Source organism: Flavobacterium ginsenosidimutans (assembly GCF_003254625.1).
GTDB classification, from domain to species: domain Bacteria; phylum Bacteroidota; class Bacteroidia; order Flavobacteriales; family Flavobacteriaceae; genus Flavobacterium; species Flavobacterium ginsenosidimutans.
Genome location: NZ_QJRJ01000079.1, coordinates 151,061 through 174,677, shown reverse-complemented (window position 1 = coordinate 174,677; position 23,617 = coordinate 151,061). Strand labels below are relative to the sequence as shown.

Annotated in this window: 17 protein-coding genes; 9 read left to right on the top strand and 8 right to left on the bottom strand. The window is 33.7% G+C overall.

The window, feature by feature from the left end:
* Positions 1-88: 88 nt before the first annotated feature.
* Together DM444_RS15425 and gldA are read right to left on the bottom strand one after the other, a co-directional pair.
* A complete protein-coding gene (locus tag DM444_RS15425) occupies positions 89-2,206 on the bottom strand; it encodes an outer membrane beta-barrel family protein (RefSeq protein WP_111288214.1) in 2,118 nt (705 codons plus the stop codon).
* Between the two features lie 382 nt (positions 2,207-2,588).
* The gene (gene gldA / locus DM444_RS15420; protein ID WP_111288212.1) at positions 2,589-3,485 is read right to left on the bottom strand and encodes a gliding motility-associated ABC transporter ATP-binding subunit GldA; all 897 of its coding nucleotides are present in this window, start codon (positions 3,483-3,485) and stop codon (positions 2,589-2,591) included.
* 148 nt (positions 3,486-3,633) lie between these two features.
* Between gldA and DM444_RS15415 the strand changes: the two genes are divergently transcribed.
* The 3 genes from DM444_RS15415 to DM444_RS15405 all read left to right on the top strand — a co-directional run bounded on the left by DM444_RS15415 (position 3,634) and on the right by DM444_RS15405 (position 5,820).
* A complete protein-coding gene (locus DM444_RS15415) occupies positions 3,634-4,215 on the top strand; it encodes an outer membrane beta-barrel protein (protein ID WP_111288530.1) in 582 nt (193 codons plus the stop codon).
* Between the two features lie 223 nt (positions 4,216-4,438).
* Entirely contained in the window at positions 4,439-5,026 is a 588-nt protein-coding gene (locus DM444_RS15410; protein ID WP_111288210.1) for an outer membrane beta-barrel protein, read from the top strand.
* Positions 5,027-5,229: 203 nt separating this feature from the next.
* Positions 5,230-5,820 carry an outer membrane beta-barrel protein gene (locus DM444_RS15405; RefSeq protein WP_111288208.1) on the top strand — a complete coding sequence of 197 codons (591 nt, stop codon included), beginning with the start codon at positions 5,230-5,232 and terminating at the stop codon, positions 5,818-5,820.
* A gap of 105 nt (positions 5,821-5,925) precedes the next feature.
* Here DM444_RS15405 and DM444_RS15400 read toward each other — a convergent pair whose 3' ends face one another.
* Both DM444_RS15400 and metE read right to left on the bottom strand, forming a co-directional pair.
* On the bottom strand, positions 5,926-6,900 hold the full coding sequence (locus DM444_RS15400) for a polyprenyl synthetase family protein (protein WP_111288206.1): 975 nt from the start codon (positions 6,898-6,900) through the stop codon (positions 5,926-5,928).
* A gap of 179 nt (positions 6,901-7,079) precedes the next feature.
* Positions 7,080-9,401 carry a 5-methyltetrahydropteroyltriglutamate--homocysteine S-methyltransferase gene (gene metE, locus DM444_RS15395; RefSeq protein ID WP_111288204.1) on the bottom strand — a complete coding sequence of 774 codons (2,322 nt, stop codon included), beginning with the start codon at positions 9,399-9,401 and terminating at the stop codon, positions 7,080-7,082.
* A gap of 158 nt (positions 9,402-9,559) precedes the next feature.
* Between metE and DM444_RS15390 the strand changes: the two genes are divergently transcribed.
* Positions 9,560-10,021 (top strand): Lrp/AsnC family transcriptional regulator, encoded by a 462-nt coding sequence (locus DM444_RS15390; protein WP_111288202.1) that lies wholly within the window; start codon positions 9,560-9,562, stop codon positions 10,019-10,021.
* A gap of 85 nt (positions 10,022-10,106) precedes the next feature.
* Positions 10,107-11,453, top strand: a complete 1,347-nt coding sequence (locus tag DM444_RS15385) for a deoxyguanosinetriphosphate triphosphohydrolase (protein WP_111288200.1) — start codon at positions 10,107-10,109, stop codon at positions 11,451-11,453.
* A gap of 73 nt (positions 11,454-11,526) precedes the next feature.
* Here the strand turns inward: DM444_RS15385 and DM444_RS15380 are convergent, their stop codons facing one another.
* Genes DM444_RS15380 through DM444_RS15365 form a run of 4 tightly spaced genes read right to left on the bottom strand, consistent with a single transcriptional unit; the run spans position 11,527 to position 15,811 of the window.
* Entirely contained in the window at positions 11,527-12,528 is a 1,002-nt protein-coding gene (locus DM444_RS15380; protein WP_111288198.1) for a DUF3078 domain-containing protein, read from the bottom strand.
* Positions 12,529-12,559: 31 nt separating this feature from the next.
* The gene (locus tag DM444_RS15375) at positions 12,560-14,347 is read right to left on the bottom strand and encodes a 1-deoxy-D-xylulose-5-phosphate synthase (RefSeq protein WP_111288196.1); all 1,788 of its coding nucleotides are present in this window, start codon (positions 14,345-14,347) and stop codon (positions 12,560-12,562) included.
* Positions 14,348-14,399: 52 nt separating this feature from the next.
* Positions 14,400-15,041 carry a hypothetical protein gene (locus DM444_RS15370; RefSeq protein ID WP_111288194.1) on the bottom strand — a complete coding sequence of 214 codons (642 nt, stop codon included), beginning with the start codon at positions 15,039-15,041 and terminating at the stop codon, positions 14,400-14,402.
* On the bottom strand, positions 15,041-15,811 hold the full coding sequence (locus tag DM444_RS15365) for a hypothetical protein (RefSeq protein WP_111288192.1): 771 nt from the start codon (positions 15,809-15,811) through the stop codon (positions 15,041-15,043). The genes DM444_RS15370 and DM444_RS15365 overlap by 1 nt, the downstream gene beginning before the upstream one ends.
* Before the next feature lie 61 nt (positions 15,812-15,872).
* On the opposite strand from DM444_RS15365, the gene DM444_RS15360 reads away from it, so the two are divergent.
* The 4 genes from DM444_RS15360 to DM444_RS15345 all read left to right on the top strand — a co-directional run bounded on the left by DM444_RS15360 (position 15,873) and on the right by DM444_RS15345 (position 23,580).
* Positions 15,873-16,319, top strand: a complete 447-nt coding sequence (locus DM444_RS15360; protein WP_111288190.1) for a nucleoside deaminase — start codon at positions 15,873-15,875, stop codon at positions 16,317-16,319.
* 41 nt (positions 16,320-16,360) lie between these two features.
* Positions 16,361-16,966, top strand: a complete 606-nt coding sequence (locus DM444_RS15355) for a hypothetical protein (protein WP_111288188.1) — start codon at positions 16,361-16,363, stop codon at positions 16,964-16,966.
* Between the two features lie 6 nt (positions 16,967-16,972).
* Positions 16,973-17,605: a hypothetical protein gene (locus DM444_RS15350; protein ID WP_111288528.1), complete on the top strand. Its 633-nt coding sequence runs from the start codon at positions 16,973-16,975 to the stop codon at positions 17,603-17,605.
* Between the two features lie 287 nt (positions 17,606-17,892).
* Entirely contained in the window at positions 17,893-23,580 is a 5,688-nt protein-coding gene (locus DM444_RS15345) for an alpha-2-macroglobulin family protein (protein ID WP_111288186.1), read from the top strand.
* Positions 23,581-23,617 lie beyond the last annotated feature (37 nt).

The window sequence follows — 23,617 nt, the reverse complement described above, 5'->3', positions numbered from 1 at the left end:
ATGGACTAAATATAGAAGAGCCTGTTTGAAGGAACAGGCTCTTAACTAACACAAAAAAAACAAAAACAAGGTATTTAAAGAACGAAATTTAAATTCGGTATGTAAATGCAATTGTCGCAATACGATTGTCTAGATCATATCTTTTGTCGATACTCGTTTGCGCAACTACAGACTTAATGTAGAAATTATTGGTATTGAAAACATCAGTAAAATTCAACTTGATGTTTCCTTTTTTTGCTAAAACTTGTTTAGAAATTCCGATACTGAAATCAAAGAAACCATCTCTTTGGTAAACTCCAAGATTCGATTTTGATTGATATTGTGCATTTCCTTCAGCTTTCCATGTATCTGTAATAGTAAATGAATTTTGAACACTTACATTTAAAGTCATTATCGGATCAATCGTATTGCTATTCAATACATCTCCCATGAATTTATTTTCAAAAACATTGAATAATGTATTTACAGACCACCATTTATTTAATTCTGATGAATTGGTAATGTTGATTCCATAATTATATGATTTGTCAACATTTATTTGAGTTGTAACCGTTGTATTCGTGTCTGGATTATAATTGTACACTTCCGTGAAAACATCTTTGGTACTATTAAAATAAACAGAAGCCATAAAATTACTTTTCCAAGCATAACCAATTTCCATTGCGTGTGTAATCTCTGGAATCAAATTTGGATTTCCCTGCGAATAATTGAATGAATCATCATAAAAACGAAACGGATTCAAATCGAACTGACTTGGTCTATTGATTCTTTTGCTGTAAGAAGCATGCGCAGAATGGTTATTTGTGAATTCATATTTTAAAGAAAGACTCGGAAACCATTTCAAATAATCGTCCTTGTGTTCTTCATTCAAAGTCTTCTGATCAATATTGATTGCCGTATATTCACTTCTTAAACCAACTTGAATATTCAGTTTTTCTAACTGATATTTATAATTCGCGTAAGCGGCATAAATCTGTTCGTTATATTCAAAATGATTGGTCGAATTAAAATCGATTAACCATTCATTATTTTCATAATATTCATAAACAGAAGGATTATCATTGTTTTTGATGCTGGCTTTAAAACCCCATTCCATAGATTGTTTTTCCTTAAACGGATTTACAAAATCAACTTTTCCTGTAAAAACTTTTAGCTGAGACGGAATATAACCACGACGATCATTTACCACCGTAGAATTTGCGTTATTATCTGCGCTTTGAAATTGCTTTGATCTAAACTTTGAAGTTTCGTATTCAAAATCAAAATTCATATTTTTTCCTTCCTCATTAAATTTATGTGTACCAGAAAATGCATAAGTATAATCATTCCATTTTTCTTTGCTGTCATTATAAGTCAAAGCATCAAATGTGGGTTGGTTTGAGGTATTAAAAACCGTATTTGTTCCATCAGCCATATTTTCATAGCGCCCGATTTTAGCATCAACATAAATTTCTAAATTCGTTTTAGGAGAAACTTCATATTGAGTTCCAATTTTGAAATTGTTCGAAGTTAAAGGTTCATCTGTAATAGAGGTTTGATGATTGGTCGAAGCAATTTGCTGACGAGTCAAATCGGTATATTGAATTTGATTGAATTCTTTATGTTCTTCTTCGCCACGGAAAGTATAACTGTAATTTCCGAAAACGCCCCATTTATCTTTATTATAATTTAAATTGAAACCAGAATTTGTTCTGTTTTTTCGTCCTCTTCCATAACTGGCAAAAGCAGTTCCTTTTAAGCCAGAAGCATTTGGCTTTTTCAAAATAATATTAATAATACCAGCTTTTCCAGCTGCGTCATATTTAGATGAAGGATTTGTAATAACTTCTATTTGTTTAATATTTGATGAAGTAGTAGCTTTTAAATAATTCGCTAATTCTTTCTGAGAAAGCTGTGTCAGTTTTCCGTTTATCATAACAGCAACGCCTTGTTGTCCGCGAATAGATAAATCGCCGTCTTGCGAAACCACAACGCCAGGTGCGCGTGATAAAACATCAAGAGCGGTACCACCTTCAGAGACGATGCTATTTTCGACATTGAAAACAAGGCGGTCAGATTTTTGAGTATATAACACTTTCTTTTTAGAGATCACGATTTCATCTAGAGCTGTTATGGTTGTTTCAACAATACTATCGGTTTCTTTTTCTGATTGAGAATATCCATATACCGAAAAAGCAAGCATTATGGAAGTTATAATATTTTTCATGTTGTTTTAAATTTGGCATATTCTAAACCGAGATTTAGAACTTAATCTTTGTAGTTTTTTAAATCAGAAATTATTGCAGTACAATTTTTTCTAATTTGTCTGAAAATACTTTTTGAAGATTTAATGCTTGATTTGAAACAATTGAAATAAGTTTTTTAAGAGTGTGGAGTGTACGTAACATACCTTGGCATTTAAAGTTTGATTTGCCAAAGATATAATTATTTATAATAAGTCTAAATAAAAATAGAAATTAATTTTTCAGAAAAAGCTTTAATTTACTGATTTGGAGAGAAAAAGGACGCAATAGAAAATAAAAAAAAGCGGCCTGTTTTCTATAAACAAACCGCTTTTTCTCTGAGAAACTGTGACTGTGACTGAAAACTTACTTCGTAATTTCTCTAAAAACAGCTTCAAGATTTTTATTTTTCTGATTCAGCTGAAGGGTTTTTAACCCATTGGCATTAGCAAAATCAAAAATAGCTGGACGCATATCTTTGTCAGTCACAAAAGTGAGCTCCCATGTCATGTCATGAGTATTTACGTACGAAGAAATATTTTCTAGTTTGGCTAAAAGCTGTTCTTCTACTTTATAATCAAACTCAACTTCAATGACTTGCTCTTTATCTGTCGTAACTAAATGGTCTAATTTATTGTCTGCAACAATTTGTCCTTTGTCAATAATTATGACACGATCACAAATTGCTTCAACTTCTTGCATGATGTGTGTGGACAAAAAAACAGTTTTATTTTTTCCTGCATTTTTAATCACATTACGAATTTCCATTAACTGATTAGGATCCAGACCTGTAGTTGGCTCATCCAAAATTAAAACTTCTGGATCGTGAAGTAAAGCATTTGCCAAACCAACACGCTGACGGTATCCTTTAGAAAGCTGGCCGATCTTTTTATGGCTCTCTGGTGTCAGTCCTGTCAGTTGAATTACTTCTTCAATTCTTGATTTTGGCACGTTATAAACATCGGCATTAAATGCCAAATACTCACGAACATACAAATCCAAATACAACGGATTATGCTCTGGTAAATATCCGATCGAACGCTGAACAGATTTTGGCTCCGTCATGACATCGTGGCTGTTTACAAGGGCTGAGCCTTCGTCTGCCAATAAATATGTGGTCAAAATTTTCATTAAAGTAGATTTTCCAGCTCCGTTTGGCCCTAAAAATCCGACAATTTCTCCTTTCTCAATTGAAAACGAAATTGAATTTAATGCTTTTTGTGTTCCGTAACTTTTTGATATGTTGTTTACTACTATCGACATAGAATTTTTATTTGTTACAAAAGTAACGAGAAATACCCTCGATTGCTACATTTTGCCTTCTAAAGTATTTCTTAAAAAAAATATAAAGTTCTTAATTCACGGCACTGTTGTTGTTAAAGGAAACTTAAATTTTAAAAATAAATCCCAAATGAAAAAAATGTTAGTGGTAGCTGCTTTAGCTATCTGCAGTTTTGCAAGCGCACAAAAAGGTACAATCTTAGTAGGTGGAAACATCGGATTCACTTCTGAAACTACTGATTACTCTTCATCAGAAGTAAAAACAAATGAATTTAGCTTCTCTCCTAAAGTTGGTTACCAATTTAATGATAACTGGACTATTGGAGGTGAATTTACAGTAAACTCTGCTAAAGATAATACTGGATCTGTTGAAACTAAAGACAATGGTTTCAAATTTGGTGCATTTGCACGTTACGCTGTGCCATTGAGCCAAACTTTCGCAGTTTATGCTGATATGGGCGCAGGTTTCCAAAACGCAAAAACAAAAGTTTACGGTCCTGGAAATGCTTATGCAAAATATAAAGCAGACGGTATGTATGTTGGTATTACTCCAGCTCTTTTCATTAACATGAAAAACAGTTTCGGATTAAACTTCAGCATCGGTGGTTTAGGATACGAAACATTAAGTTATGACAATAACGGACCAGACGTTAACTCTTTCTTCTTCAACTTCGGAAAAACTGTTAACATTGGAATCTCTAAAAACTTCTAATCTAAGTTTTTATATTCAATTTCAGAAAGCGCTCCAAATGGAGCGCTTTTTTTATGTCCAATGTAAATTTATTGTAATGCGGTTTTGTAATAAAACACTTATTTGTTGTTAATGCGTTTAGAACCTATTAAGTAACTGTAAATATTTGGTCTTTCCATAATTATTGACCTTTTGGTGGCATCGTTGTTGGTTATATCCTACAAATTTTAAATTATAAACCATTATGAAAAAAATGCTACTTATTCTTGCATTGTCAGTTTTTGGCTTTGCGAATGCCCAAAAGGGAACAATCTTAGTTGGTGGAAACATTAGCTATAACTCTAATAAAATTGAGCGTGAAGATGCGCCAGCGAAAACAGATGCGTTTGCTTTTTCTCCGAAAGTGGGTTATCAATTTCATGATAATTGGACAGCGGGAGTTGAGTTTGCTTTGGGATCTTCAAAAAGTACACTTGGAGAGGGTGAAGGAAAATCAAAAGATTATAAAATTGGGGGATTTGTGCGTTATACATATCCGTTAAGTGAAACTTTTTCCGTTTTTGCAGACTTAGGTGTTGGTTATCAAAACCAAAAGTTTAAAAGTTATGAGAGTGGATCTCTTACTTCTACAAATGAAGGCAAAGGTATTTATACAGGAATAACTCCAGCTCTTTTCATTAATATGAAAAAAGGCTTTGGTCTAAACTTTAGTATTGGAGGATTAGGGTATGAAACCTTAAACTATGATATTAGTGGCGGCGATGTTGATTCTAGTCAATTTTACTTCAACTTCGGAAAAACAGTAAATATTGGTATTTCTAAAAACTTCTAACCTTAAGTTTTATAAATTCAATTGTAGAAAGCATTTGCCACAGCAGATGCTTTTTAGTTTATTGTAAGAATTATGTTAAAATATATTTTGGCTTTTCTTTTAATGCATTGTTAGTCAGTATTTTACAAATATGGTTTAAATTGATTAAAAAACAACGGCATTATTGTTGCGAAATACTTACAAAATTTAAAACATATACAATTATGAAAAAAATGCTACTTATTCTCGCATTAGCTTTATGTAGCTATGCAAATGCTCAAAAAGGATCTGTTTTAGTTATGGGGAATGTCTCATATTATTCTCAAAAGAATTCAGGTTTTAATTTAGAAAATAAACAAAACGGCTTTGGTATTCAGCCTAAAATCGGGTATCAGTTTCACGAAAATTGGACAGCAGGTATTGAAAGTAATTTTATAAATATTAAGCAAACTTCTTTAGAAGGGAATAAATATAAGGATCAAGTTTATGGTTTTGGAGGATTTGTACGTTATACAAGACCTTTAGGTTCTATTTTTTCAGCATATGCAGATTTGGGTATTGGTTACCAAAACAGAAAAGAAACGTTTACAGATGCGGTGGGGCAAACTTATAATGATAATAACGGATTTTATGCGGGGATAACTCCTGCAATTTTTATTGATATATCAAAAGGTTTTGGTTTGAATTTTAATATTGGCGGATTAAATTATACGTCTTTAGATACTGATAATGCTACTGGGAGCAGTTATAGAACGAAAACATTTGAATTCAATTTCGGCCAGTCGTTTTCAGTAGGTCTTTCAAAAAACTTCTAGTTTTAAGTTTTATGCAAATAGAAAAGCGCTCCAATTGGAGCGCTTTTCTATTAGTTTGAGTTCTTAGTTTTTTTAGCTCTCATGCCTCTTTGTAATCAAAAACAATTAAACTCTTCTTCCTATTAAACTCTCAGCAAAATCTCGCAATACCGTTTTTTTATCTTCCTCAATATTGATTTTGTCTAAAATTTTAGAAGCCTTAAATGTATATTTCTTAATAGAATCCTGTGTTGCTTCAGGCACTCCAGATTTCAGAAATAATGTTGTTATGGTTTTGATTTTATCTGTGTTGTCTTCAAGACGAACAGCGTACAGTTTTGTTAAGAGTTCTTTTTCGCTTTCCGTTAAAATTTCAAGAGCTTTAAAATATAAATAGGTTTTTTTATTCGAAATAATATCGCCACCTAAACGCCTGCCAAAAGTGGGAGTATCACCAAAAAGATCCAAGTAATCATCTTGCAGCTGAAATGCTAATCCGATATTAATTCCAAAATCATAAATTAACTCGCAATTTTCATCTGATGTTTGGGCAATTATGGCGCCCATTTTCATCGATGCAGCTATAAGCGCACCAGTTTTGTACTTAATCATTTTCAGATATTCTGAAACCGTAACATCTTGGCGGGTTTCAAAATCAACATCCAAAATCTGCCCTTCGCATACTTTTATTCCCATTTTGTTAACTGCTTTGATCAAATCCTTGGCAAGATTTGGTTCGTAATTTAGCAGATATTGATAGGTTAAAATAATCATAGCATCTCCGGTAAGAATAGCAATGTTAGTATTCCACTTTTTGTGTACCGTAGCTTTTCCTCTTCTAATAGGATCTTCATCTATAATATCATCATGGATTAACGAAGAATTATGGAAAACTTCAATTGCCAAAGCAGCTGGTAATGCCATCTTATAGTCTGTTCCAAAAATTTCTGTGGTGAGCAGCATAAGCGTTGGCCGTAATCGTTTTCCGCCCAATGACATCATATATGCTATGGGATCGTATAGATTTTTAGGTTCTTTATCTATAATTTGGTTTTCTAAATAACTAATAAAAAAATTCGTGTATTGAGCTGTTGAATACATAAAATTAAAATCATTAATTTGTAAGTATCTAAAATACAGATTTTTATGATTTTATTATTTGTGAAATGAGAAAAAAACTTAGTTCATTTTATAAAAAAAAATGCCAACAAAATAAAGCGAACCGAATCATAACTAATATTCGACTTCATTTGTTGGCATAAAAAAAACTATTTAAGGTATTAAGTTACAGGATTCTCAATCGTAGCTCTCATTTCTTGAGCCGCTGCAACCATTTCTATTAATGCTTTTTTAGTTTCGTCCCAATGGCGGGTTTTTAAACCGCAATCTGGATTTACCCACAATTGATCAACTGGAATTACATTTGAAGCTTTTTTTAGTAAACGAACCATTTCTGCACTCGAAGGAACACGTGGAGAATGAATATCGTAAACTCCTGGACCAATTTCGTTTGGATATTTAAAGTTGGCAAAAGCATCTAAAAGATCCATTTGAGAACGTGAGCATTCGATTGTGATTACATCGGCATCCATATCGGCGATATTTTGGATAATGTCGTTGAATTCGCTGTAACACATATGTGTATGAATCTGAGTGTCATCGTTTACACCACTTGCAGAAATTCTGAAAGCACGAACTGCCCAATCTAGATATTTAGCCCATTCTTCTTTTCTCAAAGGTAAACCTTCACGAATTGCTGGTTCATCAATTTGAATGATTTTGATACCTGCTTTTTCTAAATCAACAACTTCATCACGAATTGCCAAAGCGATTTGTGTACAAGTTTCAGAACGTGGCTGATCGTTACGAACAAATGACCATTGCAAAATAGTTACAGGACCTGTCAGCATTCCTTTTACCCATTTTGGGGTTAAAGATTGTGCATATTGCGACCATTTTACGGTCATTGGATTTGGACGAGAAACGTCTCCGTAAATAACTGGCGGTTTCACACAACGGCTTCCGTAACTTTGAACCCAACCATTTTTGGTAAACGTAAATCCGTCCAATTGTTCACCAAAATATTCCACCATATCGTTACGCTCAAACTCACCATGAACTAAAACATCGATTCCCGTTTCTTCTTGAAAACGAATTGTAGCTTCGGTTTCTTTTTCGATTAAATTATTGTATTCCTCGGTTGTTAATTCGCCTTTTTTGAATTTCGCTCTCCAGCTTCTCACTTCGGCTGTTTGTGGGAAAGATCCAATTGTTGTGGTTGGAAATAATGGCAATTTTAAAGCTTCAATCTGGCTTTTTCTTCTTGTTGCAAAAGCACTTTTTCGTTGGTCATCAGAAGCTGTGATTCCTGCAACACGAGTTTTAACTTCATTATTATGAATCAATTTTGAAGTTTTACGGTTTTCATTTGCAATGACATTTCTTTCGTAATCAACAGAATCTTTTGGATCAACTTCGTTTGAAGCGAATTGTTTTAAAAGTACAATTTCGTTGATTTTTTGTTTAGCAAAAGCCAGCCATTGTTTGATTTCAGGAGTTAGCGTCTGATCGTTTGTTTCTAAATCTAAATCGCAAGGACTGTGGATTAATGAACAAGAAGGAGCAATTAAAATTCTGTCAGTTCCTAACGCGCCAGTTGCTTTTTTGATTAATTCTAAAGATTTTTTGAAATCATTTTTCCAGATGTTTCTTCCGTCAATAACTCCCAAAGAAAGGTTTACGTTTGAAGCCAATTTTCCAGATTCTAAAATATCATTTAATTGAAGCGGACAACGAACTAAATCTAAATGAAAAGTATCAACAGGCAAAGCCAAAGCAGTTTCAAGATTTTCTCCAAAACAATCAAAATAATTGGCTAAAACAACTTTAAGTTTTGGGAACTTTTTGTTGATTTCGTTGTACACTTTCGTGAAAACACTTCTTTCTTTATCTGTTAGGTTTAAAGCTAAGAAAGGTTCGTCAAGCTGAATATATTCGGCATTTTCTGCTTCTAATTTCTCTAAAATTTCGAAATAAACAGGAAGTAAAGCATCGATAAGATCAATTCTATTAAAACCTTCTTCTTTTTCTTTACCTAATAATAAATAAGAAACTGGTCCAATTAAAACAGGTTTTGTTTTAATTCCGATAGCATTTGCTTCTTTAAATTCATCGATTACTTTTTCAGAAAATAATTCAAATTTCTGATTTTTAGTAAACTCAGGAACAATATAATGATAGTTGGTGTCAAACCATTTTGTCATTTCCATTGCCACAACGTCTTGACCTTCTTTTTGAGATCCTCTTGCCATTGCAAAATATAAATCTAAAGCCGAGTTGTTTTTAGCAATTTCGCTATAACGAGATGGAATTGCACCCAAAGTCAGCGTTAAATCTAAAACTTGGTCATAAAAAGAAAAATCATTTGACGGAATCAAATCGACTCCAGCCTGCGATTGAAGATGCCAGTTTCTGCGACGAATATCTTTTCCGGTTTCAATAAGTTCGTCTGTAGAAATTTTTCCCGCCCAATACAATTCAGATGCTTTTTTAAGCTCTCTATTGCTGCCAATTCTTGGATAACCTAGGTTGTTTGTTTTCATTTTTTGATTCAGTATTTTTTACTGATCAAATTTACATTCTTAGTTTTTATAACTTATATTTGAGGGTTATTTCAGTAAAATGTATTTTTAAAAATTAATTTTAAAGATTTAATTACTTTGAAGTCGTTTAAAATGAACTTTTAGCCGTAAAAAAAACTATGGAAAATCTAGATAAAACCGATTTGCTGATCTTGAAATACCTTCAAGAAGACTGCAATATCAATACAAAAGACCTTGCAAGTAAATTATTTCTAACTGTTACGCCAGTTTATGAACGAATTAAAAGACTGGAAAGAGACGGATATATTACAAAATATGTAGCGCTTTTAGACAAACAGAAAATGAACCGAGGCATGACTGTTTTTTGCAACGTCCGCTTAAAAGAACATGCTAAAAATGTTGGAAGCAATTTTGTGAAGGATATTGTGGCGCTTCCAGAAATTATAGAATGTTATAATATTGCTGGCGATTACGATTTTATGCTTAAGATTTTAGTGCAAGATATGGCTAGTTATCAGGATTTTGTAATGAATAAGCTGTCAACGATTGAAAACATTGGAAACACGAACAGTATTTTTGTAATGGGAGAAATCAAATATAGTACGGCATTAGAATTTTAAACAAAAGAAAATCCTAAAATAAAACGTATTTTTGACATTTAGATGAGAAATCTAAAATCTAAAATCAGAAATCTAAAATTCAACAATGAACTGGGAACAACTTTTATCATTAAGACGTCAAGGAGATACAAGCAAAAGATTACGTGTAGAACAAGATGATACTCGTTTAGGTTTTGAGGTCGATTATGACCGAATTATATTTTCTTCCGCTTTTAGAAGTCTACAAGATAAGACACAAGTTATTCCGCTTTCTAAAACAGATTTCGTTCATACGCGATTAACACACAGTTTAGAAGTTTCGGTTGTCGGGCGTTCGCTTGGACGTTTGGTTGGGAAAAAGATTATCGAGAAATATCCTTATTTGAAAGAGGTTCACGGTTATCACATGAACGATTTTGGAGCGATTGTAGCAGCAGCTTCATTGGCGCATGATATTGGAAATCCGCCATTTGGACATTCTGGAGAAAAAGCAATTGGTGAATATTTTGCTATTGGAAACGGACAGAAATACAGAAATCAGTTGACTGATAAACAATGGCAAGATTTAATTGATTTTGAAGGAAACGCTAACGGATTTTCAGTGTTGACTGGAAGCCGTCCAGGAATTGAAGGCGGGCTTCGTATTTCTTACGCAACTTTGGGGGCTTTTATGAAATATCCTAAAGAAAGCCTTCCGAAAAAGCCCACTAATAATATCGCCGATAAAAAATACGGATTTTTTCAATCAGATAAATTATTCTTTGAAGAAGTAGCTAAAGATATGGGAATGATTGCCAATAAATCTGGTGAAGATATTGGTTTTGAAAGACATCCATTGGCGTATTTAGTGGAAGCAGCAGATGATATCTGTTACACAATCATTGACTTCGAAGATGGAATTAATTTAGGTTTGGTTTCTGAAGATTATGCTTTAGAATATCTAATTAAATTGGTAAAAGATAATATTGGTGTTGCAAAATATAAAACATTAGAAACTAAAGAAGATAGAATTAGTTATCTGCGCGCACTTGCAATTGGTTCTTTAATTAATGATGCCGTAGAAGTTTTTATAGAAAATGAAGAAGCAATTTTGGCTGGAAATTTCCCTTATGCTTTAACAGATAAAAGCAAATACAAAGCTCAAATGAATGATATTATCAAACTTAGTGTTGAAAAAATCTATCAGAGTCGTGAAGTAATTGAGAAAGAGATTGTGGGGTATCAGATCATTCAAACACTATTGGATAAATTCATTACAGCATTCAATAATAAATTTGAAGGAACAGCTTCAAACTACGATAAATTGATTTTGAAAATGCTGCCTGAAAAACATCATTTAGACAAAACCAATTTATACGAACGTTTATTGCATATCTGCCATTATGTTTCGCTTTTAACAGACGGAAATGCTTTAGAATTATATGAGATGATTCAAGGACGAAAAAAGAATTAATTTTGGTACAAATAAAAAAAAACAGCCCATAAACTATTTATGGGCTGTTTTTTTTATAATTGATTTGATGTGTTTATTGAAAAGCGTAAACAAGACCTACGCCAAGAACTTGTCTTAACTGCATTCGTGGCCCGTCGTTAACCTGAGTTGTAGTTCCAGTTGTTGGGTCTACAACATCTTTTTTCGTTTTAATATCATCATCATAAATTAAATGAACTCCAATATTCGCTTTTACATAAGCGTTAACAACAAGGTCTAATTTGGTGTCATAATCAATATCGACATTCCCGAATTTATTCAAATAATCGGTATATAAGCTCAGCCTGTTTTCGTAAAAAACGTTTTTGTAGATTTCGCTTCTCATATATCCAGTAAAAAGAATACCAAATTCGGCTTTTACTTTCTGACCTTCTTCAATTAAAATCTGGTTATTTGGATCTAGCGGATCTGTTTCATAAACCGCTTTCTTAACCCCGAAAGAACCTTGATTTGCAAGATATTGATCAAGTACTAAAGTGGTTTTTAACGTAATAGGAGAGAAGTAAAACGTTCTATTTTTTTCCTTGTTTGAGTTCTCAGCTCCAGCTCCCAGAAAGACGTATGCTGGTGCAAAAGGCTTAGAAATAGCAACATCTCTATTAGGATAATTATAACCGTCTGTAAACTGTGTGTTGAAGTTTAATTTTGAAGAGTAATACCAGTTTGAAGTGGAATCTTTTCTAAAACCGTAAGTAGAGTTAAATTGGAAAGCATCGTCTGTTTTTCTTAATTCGATTCCGTCCTGTTTATTTAAACCATATTTTACGATAAGTTCGTTTACCCATTTATGATTTTTCTTGGTATAAGTTCTTGAAAATTCACCTTTAAATAAGCCTGAAATAGAACTTGTTCCCCCGGCACTCCAATTTACAAATGCAATTTCGGAAATGTCAAACCCCAGCTGATTTTTTTGTGTCCAGTTAGAAGGCGGTTTAGGTGCTTGATTTGGGCTTAGAGTAGTTTGAATGATCTGGGCAAAGTTATTAGAAGTACACAGAAGCAATAATAGCAAAAGGGTAGAACGCAATAATTTCATTAGGTAATTTGTTTTTGGTGTCGCAAAATAATTATTTTGAACCGTTAGAAAAAAGATTTATCAAACTTTTAACGTCAATTTTACACAATTGTTGCAGTTGATTTACTGTTCCATGCTCAATAAATTCGTCTGGAACACCCAAAATTTCAATGTTATTTTTGAAATTATTTGATGCTGCAAACTCTAAAACTGCACTTCCAAAACCACCATTTTTAACTCCGTCTTCGATGGTAATAATACTTTCGAAAGTTGTAAAAATAGTGTGTAATATATTGATGTCTAATGGTTTAATAAAACTAAAGTTATAATGGGCAATCTCATCAGAATTTGTGGATTCTTTTAAGGCTTCTATAACATTATTTCCAATTGTTCCGGCCGACAGAACAGCAATTTTCGTACCATCTTTCAAGCATTTTGCCTCACCGAAATTAATTTTTTCATAATGTCCGAAATTTTCTACTTCCCAATTTGGCAGGACTCCGCGGCCTCTTGGATATCGAATTGCAATAGGATGATTTATTCCAAATTGAACCGTATATAAAATGTTTTGCAGCTCAATTTCGTTTAACGGAGCATAAATCCTCATATTCGGAATTGAACGTAGGTAGGCAATATCAAAAACGCCATGATGTGTTGCTCCGTCTTCGCCAACTAAACCAGCTCTGTCAAGACAAAAAATAACAGGTAAGTTTTGCAAAGCAACGTCATGAATCACTTGGTCATACGCGCGTTGTAAAAAAGTCGAATAAATATTGCAATAGACAATCATTCCTTGAGTTGCCATTCCTGCAGCCAGCGTTACGGCGTGCTGTTCGGCAATTCCAACATCAAAGGCACGATCGGGTAATTCATCCATCATAAATTTTAATGAACTTCCAGATGGCATTGCAGGTGTGATTCCAATTATTTTTTCATTCTTTTTGGCTAAATCTAGAATAGTTAAACCAAAAACATCTTGATATTTTGGAGGAAGATTTTCTTCTGATTTTAAATGAATTTCTCCAGTCGAAGCGTCAAATTTTCCAGGTGCATGATATTTCACCTGATTTTCTTCGGCCTGAAGCAAGCCTTTTCCTTTTGTAGTTACAATATGAAGGAATTTTGGGCCTTTAATCTTTTTTAAACGATTTAATTCTTTGATTAATTTAGGAAGATCATGGCCATCAATTGGCCCAGAATAATCAAAATTCAACGATTTAATGATATTATTTTGTCGCGGATTTTTTCCGTTTTTAACCGAAGTAAGATATTGTTTTAAAGCGCCAACACTTGGATCAATCCCGATTGCATTATCATTCAAAATGACCAAAATATTAGCATCAGTAACTCCAGCGTGATTTAAACCTTCAAACGCCATTCCGCTGGCAATTGAAGCATCACCGATAACAGCAATATGTTCTTTATTAAAATCACCTTTTAATTTTGAAGCAATCGCCATTCCGAGTGCCGCTGAAATAGAAGTAGAAGAATGCCCAACGCCAAAAGTATCATAAACGCTTTCGCTTCTTTTAGGAAAACCAGAAATACCTTCGATTTGTCTGTTGGTATGAAAATTTTCTCTTCTTTCGGTCAGGATTTTGTGCCCGTAGGCCTGATGTCCAACATCCCAAACCAATAAATCTTCGGGCGTATTAAAAACATAATGCAAAGCAATTGTAAGCTCTACAACGCCCAAACTTGCGCCCAAATGTCCTTCTTTTACAGAAACGACCTCAATAATAAATTGACGTAATTCTTGAGCAACCTGAGTAAGCTGTTCTTCTTTTAAAAGACGTAAATCGGCTGGATTGTATATGTTCGAAAGTAAATCGCTTTTCATTGTAAGGTAAAAAGCAAATTTACGGTTTTAAATTTAATTTTTTTGCTTCGTCTTATTTCAATAAAATAGGCACAGAATATTGCATTCTGATTTTTTTTCCGTTCGATTCGCCCGGTTGCCATTTTGGACACAAATTTAAAACCCTGATAATTTCTTTTTGCAGAGGTTCTTCGACTGCTGGCGAACATTCAAGAAATGAAATTGTACCGTTTTTTTCTACTGCAAATGCAAGAGTGAAATTAAGTTTCCAATAACTTACGTCTTCAGGCTTTTTGTATTCTTTCATAAAAAAGTTATGAAATTGTTCTATTCCGCCAGGAAATTCTGCGTTAGAATTTAAAGGAGCTTTTGGTGCTATCGAAGCATCATCTTTTTTTGTCTTTTCAGATTTTGAAGTTTTATCTTCTTTGACCTCTTCCTGCGTTATTGGTGTTGCTTTTTTAAATTCAATTTCTTCAGCTTTAGATAATGAAGGTGCTGTTTGGTTTGATTTTTTTGTATCTGTTGGTGTTTTATCTAAAGAAACAGATTTTGTTGTCGAAGTATCTGCGATAGCTTCAATATTCTCTATTTTTTCTTTTTTATCCTCTTTGTTTTGACAGCCAAACAAAAAAGCGGTTCCTATAACTGCATACAATGCTAAAAGCAATTTATATTGCTTTGTCTGAGCAGTTATTTTATGGTTTATTTCCATTATTTAAATGTAATTGGCAAAGTGTAAGTGGAGCGAACAACTCGATTTTTTAGTTTACCTGGAATCCAATTAGGAGATTTTTCTAAAACCCCAACGATATCTTTTTCACTTGCTGAAGTTGTGTTTTTTAGTATGTTAAAATTACTAAGACTTCCGTCGCCTTCAATTACAAATAAAACCGATATTTCTCCCTGTTTTGCAGTGATAAGTTTTTTTGAAAAATGAGAACAGAATTTTTTTATTCCATTTTTGGGAACAGGCGCAACCTCTAAATCATTTGAATTATAAACAATTCCGTAACGTCCAGATTGAAGGTTCTCTGGTCTAGATAGAGAATCTTTTTCGGTGTTTATTGTATCTATGGGCATTAGGATAATTCCAGTAGTAGCGGGTTGTACAGGTTTGATATCTTCTACAACTTCAACTTTATCTATTTTTTGTTTATTTCCATCCTTATCCTGACAGCTAAATAATGTAGTGCCCATAGCTATAAAAAGTGCCAATAAAAACATTTTTCGATAGTGCATTTGGCTATGTAATATTTGAGACGGAATCTGAATATTTATTTCATTTAACTGCTCATTTTTAAGTCTTCCGCAGATATTTTTATGTGAAATAAAATACTGCTGAATTTCCTCTGGAAGCATTGACGTAAAATCAACAACCGTTTTTGAACAGCTCACACAAAATCTGCCATTGTCTTTTGGAGTCATTTGATCCCAGTTTTCATGGCACGGTTCAGGTATTGAAATTTTATATTTTGGTTCCATAATTCAAATATCAAAGTTTAAATGTAATAAAAATATTGAGTAAAGTTTTACTTTTGCAGATATGGAAAATCCTTTTACAGACGAATATTTTATGAAAAAAGCTTTGCAGGAAGCTGAAGAAGCCTATTTAAAAGGCGAAATTCCTGTTGGAGCTGTTGTAGTTGTAGCCGATAAAGTTATTGCAAGAAGTCATAATTTGACCGAATTGCTAAATGATGTCACGGCTCATGCTGAAATGCAATCAATCACCGCGGCGGCTAATTTTCTGGGCGGAAAATATTTAAAAGACTGTACACTTTATGTAACTCTCGAACCTTGCCAAATGTGCGCAGGAGCGTTGTATTGGAGTCAGATTTCTAAAATTGTTTTTGGAGCACGCGACGAACAACGCGGATTTCTCAATATGGGAACAAAACTTCACCCGAAAACGACTGTTGTTTCTGGCGTAATGGCAAACGAAGCTGCCGATTTGATGAAACGATTTTTTCTGGAAAGAAGAAAGAACTGATTTTTTTTGTAGTAATTTAGCTTCTTTTTAATTGATTGAAAATGCTAAAGAGATTTACTTGGAAAGAAAATGAGATTCATTCAATACAATTGAAGAATGATCTTTTTGTAGTGGTTCAGGTTTTAAAAGCACCATTTATTGCGGTTTTTAATTTAAAAAGCTCAGATCCTGAATTTGATAATGATCAGATTGACTTAAGTCTATTTGAACCTTTTGGAGTATGTATGGTTTTGAAAGAGTTTTTTAAAAAATGTTCCGTAGGTAAAATCAAAAATTTTAAGTCAAATTTAGATATCTCTATCCCAGAATTATTTATTAGTAAAGATAGAGGACAATGGGGAAATAGTTCACAATTTACAGATGACCAACTTATCCATAATCTGGTAAGAATTGATCCCTTAATTGGAGATCAAGGTATTATGGGAAATGAAATTGTAGAATATAATATTGATAAAAAAGAATATAATTCAAGCTCTTATGAAATTACAGGTTATAATACGGGTTACGAATTTGTTCGTAGATTGATTTTATCAATAGAAAATAACCGATGGATTGATCCGTTAAAAGAATTACGTTTGTTGGGAGAAGATAATTATCCGCTAAAAACTGTTGAAGAAATGTGGAAAGCAGGAGTTCCAAAATATTAAATGACTATGACCGATTTCTCAACAATAAAAAGACTTTTCAGTATAACTGAACCAAATGGTTTTACGGAAAATGAAATTAAAATTGTAAAAGATATTTTTGGAGAACTTCCAGAAGTTTTCATTGATTATTATACTGAATTAGGGAAAATCCAAAACTTAAATCATACACAAGATTTATTAATTATACCAGAGCGTTTTCAATATTATAAAAATGATGATTATCTAATATTTTATTCTGAAAATCAAAAAGCTTGCGTTTGGGGAATTCATAAAGAGGATTTGTCAAAATCCAATCCGCCAGTTTATATGAGTTATGATGAAAAGGAATGGAAACTGGAAACAGAAACCTTAACTGATTTCTTTATTGCAATGGCATTTTTACAAGCTGGTTTTGCTTTAGAATATACTGCTGAATGTTTTTATGAAATTGATGATGAAGGGCTAAATTTTATTGTTGAGAATTATAAAAATAAAGGTGTTTCTTTTACGCAGTGGGCAGATGGGATAAATTTCTATGGGAATCATGACGATGAGGTAATTATTGTAATGAGCAACAATCAACTTTTTTATTCATCTAATACAAAAGAACACTTTCTTGAAATGGATAAAGTTTTGTCAAAAATAGGAGATGAACTTTAAATTGGCTTATAAAAATAACTGCCCTAGCCCAGATAGAAGCGGCATCCTTTTTCCTGCTTCTTTAGCAGGGAAAAGATATAGCGGATAGCTGGAATTTGCTTCAAATCATCATTACAATGCTTTCTAAGATTCAACAAAAGTTAAATAATCATTATTAGGGAATTTTCTTCTTAAAGCAATAGAAAAATATTTTACTTTTAACATAATTTAAATCGCATTTGCTGTTATGGCTTTAACGGTAATTCGTGTTAAATTTCTAGCTTGTTAACCATTAACTCTAAATAAAAGTGAAAGCAAAAGGTTTAGTTCTCGTATTTTTTGTGTTTTTTATTTTTCAATCCTGCGGGCGCAAATCAGCTGCAGATTTCAATTCGGATTTTTCGCTATTCAAAGATTACATTACCAGTTTTACTGGCGGAATCGTTTCTGCGGATTCTGATATTCGTGTGGTTTTGGCATTCGACAAAAATGATTGGAAACCTAATCAGGAATTAGACGATGATTTGTTTGATATTTCGCCAAATGTTCACGGAAAAGTAGTAGCGCTTTCGACCAATACTTTAGCTTTTATTCCAGAGAAAAAATTAGAAGCAGGAACAGAATATCAAGTTACTTTAAACTTAGATAAACTAACCGCCATTCCAAAAGAGAAAGAGGAAACGCTTTCTAAATTCAATTTTACAGTTAAAACGGTTAAACAGGATTTCACCATAAATACTGGCGATATTCAATCGTACAGCAAAGAATATCAATATTTAAACTGCGTTTTGAAAACAGCAGATAATATTGATTTGGAAACTGCTCAAAAGCTGGTTGAAGCCAAACATAATGGAAATAATCTTAAAATTAAGTTTGAGAAAACAAACGGGCCGGCAAAAGAATTTCGTTTTATAATTGATAGTATTCAGCGTCAGTCAGAAGCTTCAAATTTAGAGATTATTTATGATGGAAATGATTTTGATATTGACCAAAAAGGACAAATTGATTTTCCAATTACGAGCATCAACGAATTTAAAGTTATCAAAGTTGAAGTTCCAGACGGAAACAATCAGCAAGTTTTAATTAATTTCTCTGAACCATTAGAAAAAGGTCAGGATTTTGCTGGATTGGTTTCGATTCAAAACACCAATAACCTGAAATTTTCTACACAAGGAAATTTACTAAAAGTATATTTTTCCAATCAAAATGCACCTAAAAAAGAAGAACCTGTAACAGTAGTTGCTGAAGAACCAGTTGCCGTCGCTATAGATTCCGCCGCAGTTGTAGTTGACTCAGCCGCAGTTGCAGTAGATTCAGCAGCCGCAGTTGTAGATGAAGCTGTTGAATATGTTCCAGACGAAGAACCAGAACAAGTTGTTACTGGTGAATTATTATTGGAAGTTTTTCAAGGAATAGAAAGCCAGTATGGTAAAAAACTAGAAAACAATTACAGCGAAAAAATCTCTTTTGATCAGATAAAACCAAACGTTCGTTTTATTAAAAACGGAACAATTCTGCCAAGTTCAAATAATTTAAAACTGAATTTCGAAGCCGTAAATCTGAGCGCTGTAGATGTAAAGGTTTATAAAATATATAAAAATAATATTCTGCAGTTTCTTCAATATAATGAATTAAACGGCGGACAAAATCTCAAAAAAGTAGCGCAGCCAATTGCTAAAACGACGCTGAATTTAAGAGAAAGCACACTCGTAAATCTGGCAAAATGGAATACGTATGCTTTAGATTTATCTAAAATTATAAAACCAGAACCAGGAGCGATTTACAGAGTTGAATTTGTTTACAAAAAGAAATATTCGCTTTATAAATGCGAAACATCAGATAATAGTGAAGATGAAGCCGAGGAAGAAGAAGTTGATGAAAATGACGTAAACTACAGCGGAAACTCTTATGATGATTATTACTATTATGACGATTACGATTGGAGAGAAAGCCAAGATCCGTGTACAGGTTCTTACTATTACAATGCGAGAATTGCGACTAATATTTTAGCTTCAGATTTAGGAGTTATTGCCAAAAGAGGAGAAAATAAATCGTACTTATTTGCTGTAAATAATATTGTTACAACAGAACCGGTTTCGAATGCAAGAGTAGATTTATACAATTTCCAACAGCAAAAAATAGCAACAGAAGCGACAAGCAGTGAAGGAATTGCATCTTTTCAGCTGGACAAATTCGCTTATTTTGCAATTGTAACTTTAGGAGATCAATCAACTTACGTGAAGTTGGATGATGGACTTTCGTTATCGGTAAGTAATTTTGATGTTGCCGGAGAGACTTTGCAAAAAGGGCTGAAAGGATTTATTTATGGAGAAAGAGGTGTTTGGCGCCCTGGAGATATTTTGTATTTATCATTTATTTTGAACGATGCTGCGAATAAACTTCCGAAATCACATCCAATTAAATTCAGATTAAATGATCCGAACGGAAAAACAGTTTATCAAACAGTTCAAAAAACCAATGATTTGAATCATTATGCTATTGCTGTTCGAACAGATCAAGATGCGCCAACAGGAAATTGGGAAGCAATGGTAAGCGTTGGTGGTGCGAAATTCTATAAGAGCATCAAGATTGAAACCATCAAACCGAATCGTTTAAAAATCAAAAATACCTTTAGCAGAAAAACACTTTCGGCTTCTTATCCAAATACAGATAATCTGGAAGTAACATGGCTACACGGCGCAATTGCGAAGAATTTGAATGTAGAAATGCAGGCTAAATTCTCTCAGCAAAGCACGACTTTTAAAGGTTATGAAAAATATACTTTTGATGATTTGGCACGCCAATTCAGTACAGAAGAAATTAATGTTTTCTCTGGAAAATTAAATGAAAACGGAAAAGCATCTGTAAACATTCAGCCAAGATTACAAGGTCAGGCGCCAGGAATGCTTCGTGCTTCATTCATTACAAAAGTATATGAAGAAGGAGGAGATTTTAGTACAGATGTAATGTCGACAACTTATTCTCCATACAAAACTTACGTTGGACTTAAAACGCCGGAACTGAACAAGTACAGTATGCTTGAAACGAGAACAAATAATCGTTTCGAGGTTGTCACAGTTGACGAAAATGGAAGACCAAAATCAGTTCGTAATCTTGAAGTAAGAGTTTACAAAGTAGACTGGAGATGGTGGTGGGATTCTTCAAGCGATAATCTATCAAATTATAATTCTTCGAATGCAACGACTTCATACAAAACCTTTCTCATAAATACCGATTCTAATGGAAAAGGAAGTTTTCAATTTGCCCTCACAGATGAAGAATGGGGACGTTATCTAATTCGTGTTGAAGACGCTGAAAGCGGACATGCATCTTCTTTAACCGTAAATATCGACTGGCCAATCTGGTCTGGAAAAACACGAAACAGAGATGCTTCGACAGCCAATATGTTAGTTTTTTCTACCGATAAAAAGAATTATGCAGTTGGCGAAAAAGCACAGATTTCTTTCCCGTCAAGTGAAGGCGGACGTGCGTTGATTTCTATCGAAAACGGATCGAGAGTCGTGCAGACTATTTGGGCAGAAACTAAAAACGGAGAAACAAAAGTTGAAGTTCCAATTACAGGAGCTATGGCGCCAAACGTGTATTTTAATATTACCTTATTACAGCCACTCGCTTCAACTAAAAATGATTCGCCAATTCGTATGTACGGAATTGTACCAATTGAAGTGGTAGATAAAAACACCATTTTGGCACCGACTCTTAATATGCCAGATGTATTAAGGCCAGAACAGCCGTTTACGGTTAAAGTAGGCGAGAAATCAGGTAAAGAAATGACATATACAATCGCAGTTGTAGATGAAGGTCTTTTGGATTTAACTCGTTTTAAAACACCAAATGCGTGGGATAGTTTCTACGTTCGTGAAGCATTAGGAGTAAAAACATGGGACGTTTACGATGATGTAATTGGTGCTTATGGCGGAAAAATAAATCAGATTTTCAGTATTGGTGGTGACCAGGATTTAGGAGGCGGAAAAGCTAAAAAAGCTAACCGTTTTAAACCTGTAGTATTGTATTACGGACCATTTAAATTAGGAAAAGGAGAAACAAAATCGCATGAATTAAAACTTCCGAAATATATTGGTTCTGTACGAACAATGGTTGTTGCCGGAGATGCAAATACAAGCGCTTACGGAAGTGTTGAAAAAGCAACACAAGTTAAGAGTCCGCTAATGGTATTGGCTTCGCTGCCTAGAAAAATTTCGCCGTCAGAAAAAGTAACATTGCCTGTAACGGTTTTTGCAACTGAAAATAAAATCAAAAATGTTTCGATTCAGGTTAAAACCAGCAACGGATTGAAAGTTATGGGAAGTGCGGTTCAAAAACTAAATTTCGCACAGCCAGATGAGAAAATGGCATATTTTAATTTAGTTGTGGGTTCTGCGACAGGAATTGCAAAAGTTCAGGTAATTGCGACATCTGGAAGCGAGAAATCAACTTATGATGTTGAAATCGATATGACGAATCCAAATCCAGTTACGAGCACTTTTACCGATGTTGTTTTAACGCCAAATAGTACCAAAACAATTTCATGGAAAACCTTTGGAATTGCTGGAAGTAATAAAGCAAGATTAGAGGTTTCATCTATGCCATCAATGAATTTGAATGGAAGATTACAATTCTTGATTCAGTATCCTCATGGATGTGTCGAACAGACGACTTCATCTGTTTTTCCGCAATTGTATTTGGGCGATGTGGCTGATATTGATGCAAAACGAAAAGATCTGATTCAGAAAAACATTGCGGCTGGAATTGCCAGATTGGGTAAATTCCAATTATCAAATGGCGGAATGCCTTACTGGCAAGGAAATGCAATTGCAGACGATTGGGGAACTTCATACGCTGGACATTTCTTAATTGAAGCAGAGAAAAAAGGATATGTGTTGCCAATTAATTTCAAATCGAAATGGTTAGGTTATCAGCAAAAAGAAGCGAAACAATGGCGTTTTGAACCTAAATACGGAAATGACTTAGCGCAGGCCTATCGTTTATACACTTTAGCTTTAGCAGGAAATGCTGATTTATCGTCGATGAACAGATTGCGAGAAACAAAAGGTATTTCAAACGAAAGTATGCTTCGTTTGGCAGCAGCTTATGTTTTAGCGGGACAAAAATCGGCAGGGCAAAGTTTGTTCTTGAGAACTAGTATTGACGGTGATTCAGACGGATATAGTTATTACTATTATGGTTCAAGTGAAAGAAATAGAGCAATGGCTCTTGAAACCATGCTTTTATTAGATCAGAAACAAAAAGCGTTTGTAACAGCCTCTAAATTAGCTAAAGAAATGTCCGCTAACCAGTGGATGAGTACACAGACAACGGCTTACTGTTTATATGCAATGTCAAAATTTGCAGTGAGCAATGGTCCAAAAGGAATCAATATTCAATTTAATAAAAACGGTAAAGGAGAGACAATCAATACAGGTAAATCAGTTGCAGATCGTAGTTTGTCTGTTGCTTCTGGTACAAACAGTATTACGTTGAAAAACAACAAAGCGAATACGGTTTATGTTCGTGTATTAAACACAGGAATTCTGCCAATCGGACAGGAAAATGCTGTTCAAAGTGATGTTACGGCTTCTATTGTTTTCAAAAATAGAAAAGGAAGTGTAATCAATGTTTCAAGAATCAGTCAAGGAACAGAGTTTGTTGCTGAGGTTACGATTAAAAACCAAAGAGGAGAAAGTGTTCAAAATGTAGCGTTATCGCAGATTCTGCCTTCTGGATTCGAAATTGTAAATACACGTTTTACAGATTATGGAGACGCCGTAAACAACATTGCCGATTATATTGATATCCGTGACGACAGAACTAATTTCTATTTCGGAATGAAAGCCAGAGAAACTAAAGTTTTCCGAATTCTGTTAAATGCATCGTATTTAGGAAATTATTATTTACCAGGATTACAATGCGAAGCGATGTATGATAATACTTTCTTAGCCAGAACAAAAGGATTCTGGGTTGAGGTTGTGAAGTAAAATTTATTAATACACGTATCCTAACAGGTTTCCAAAA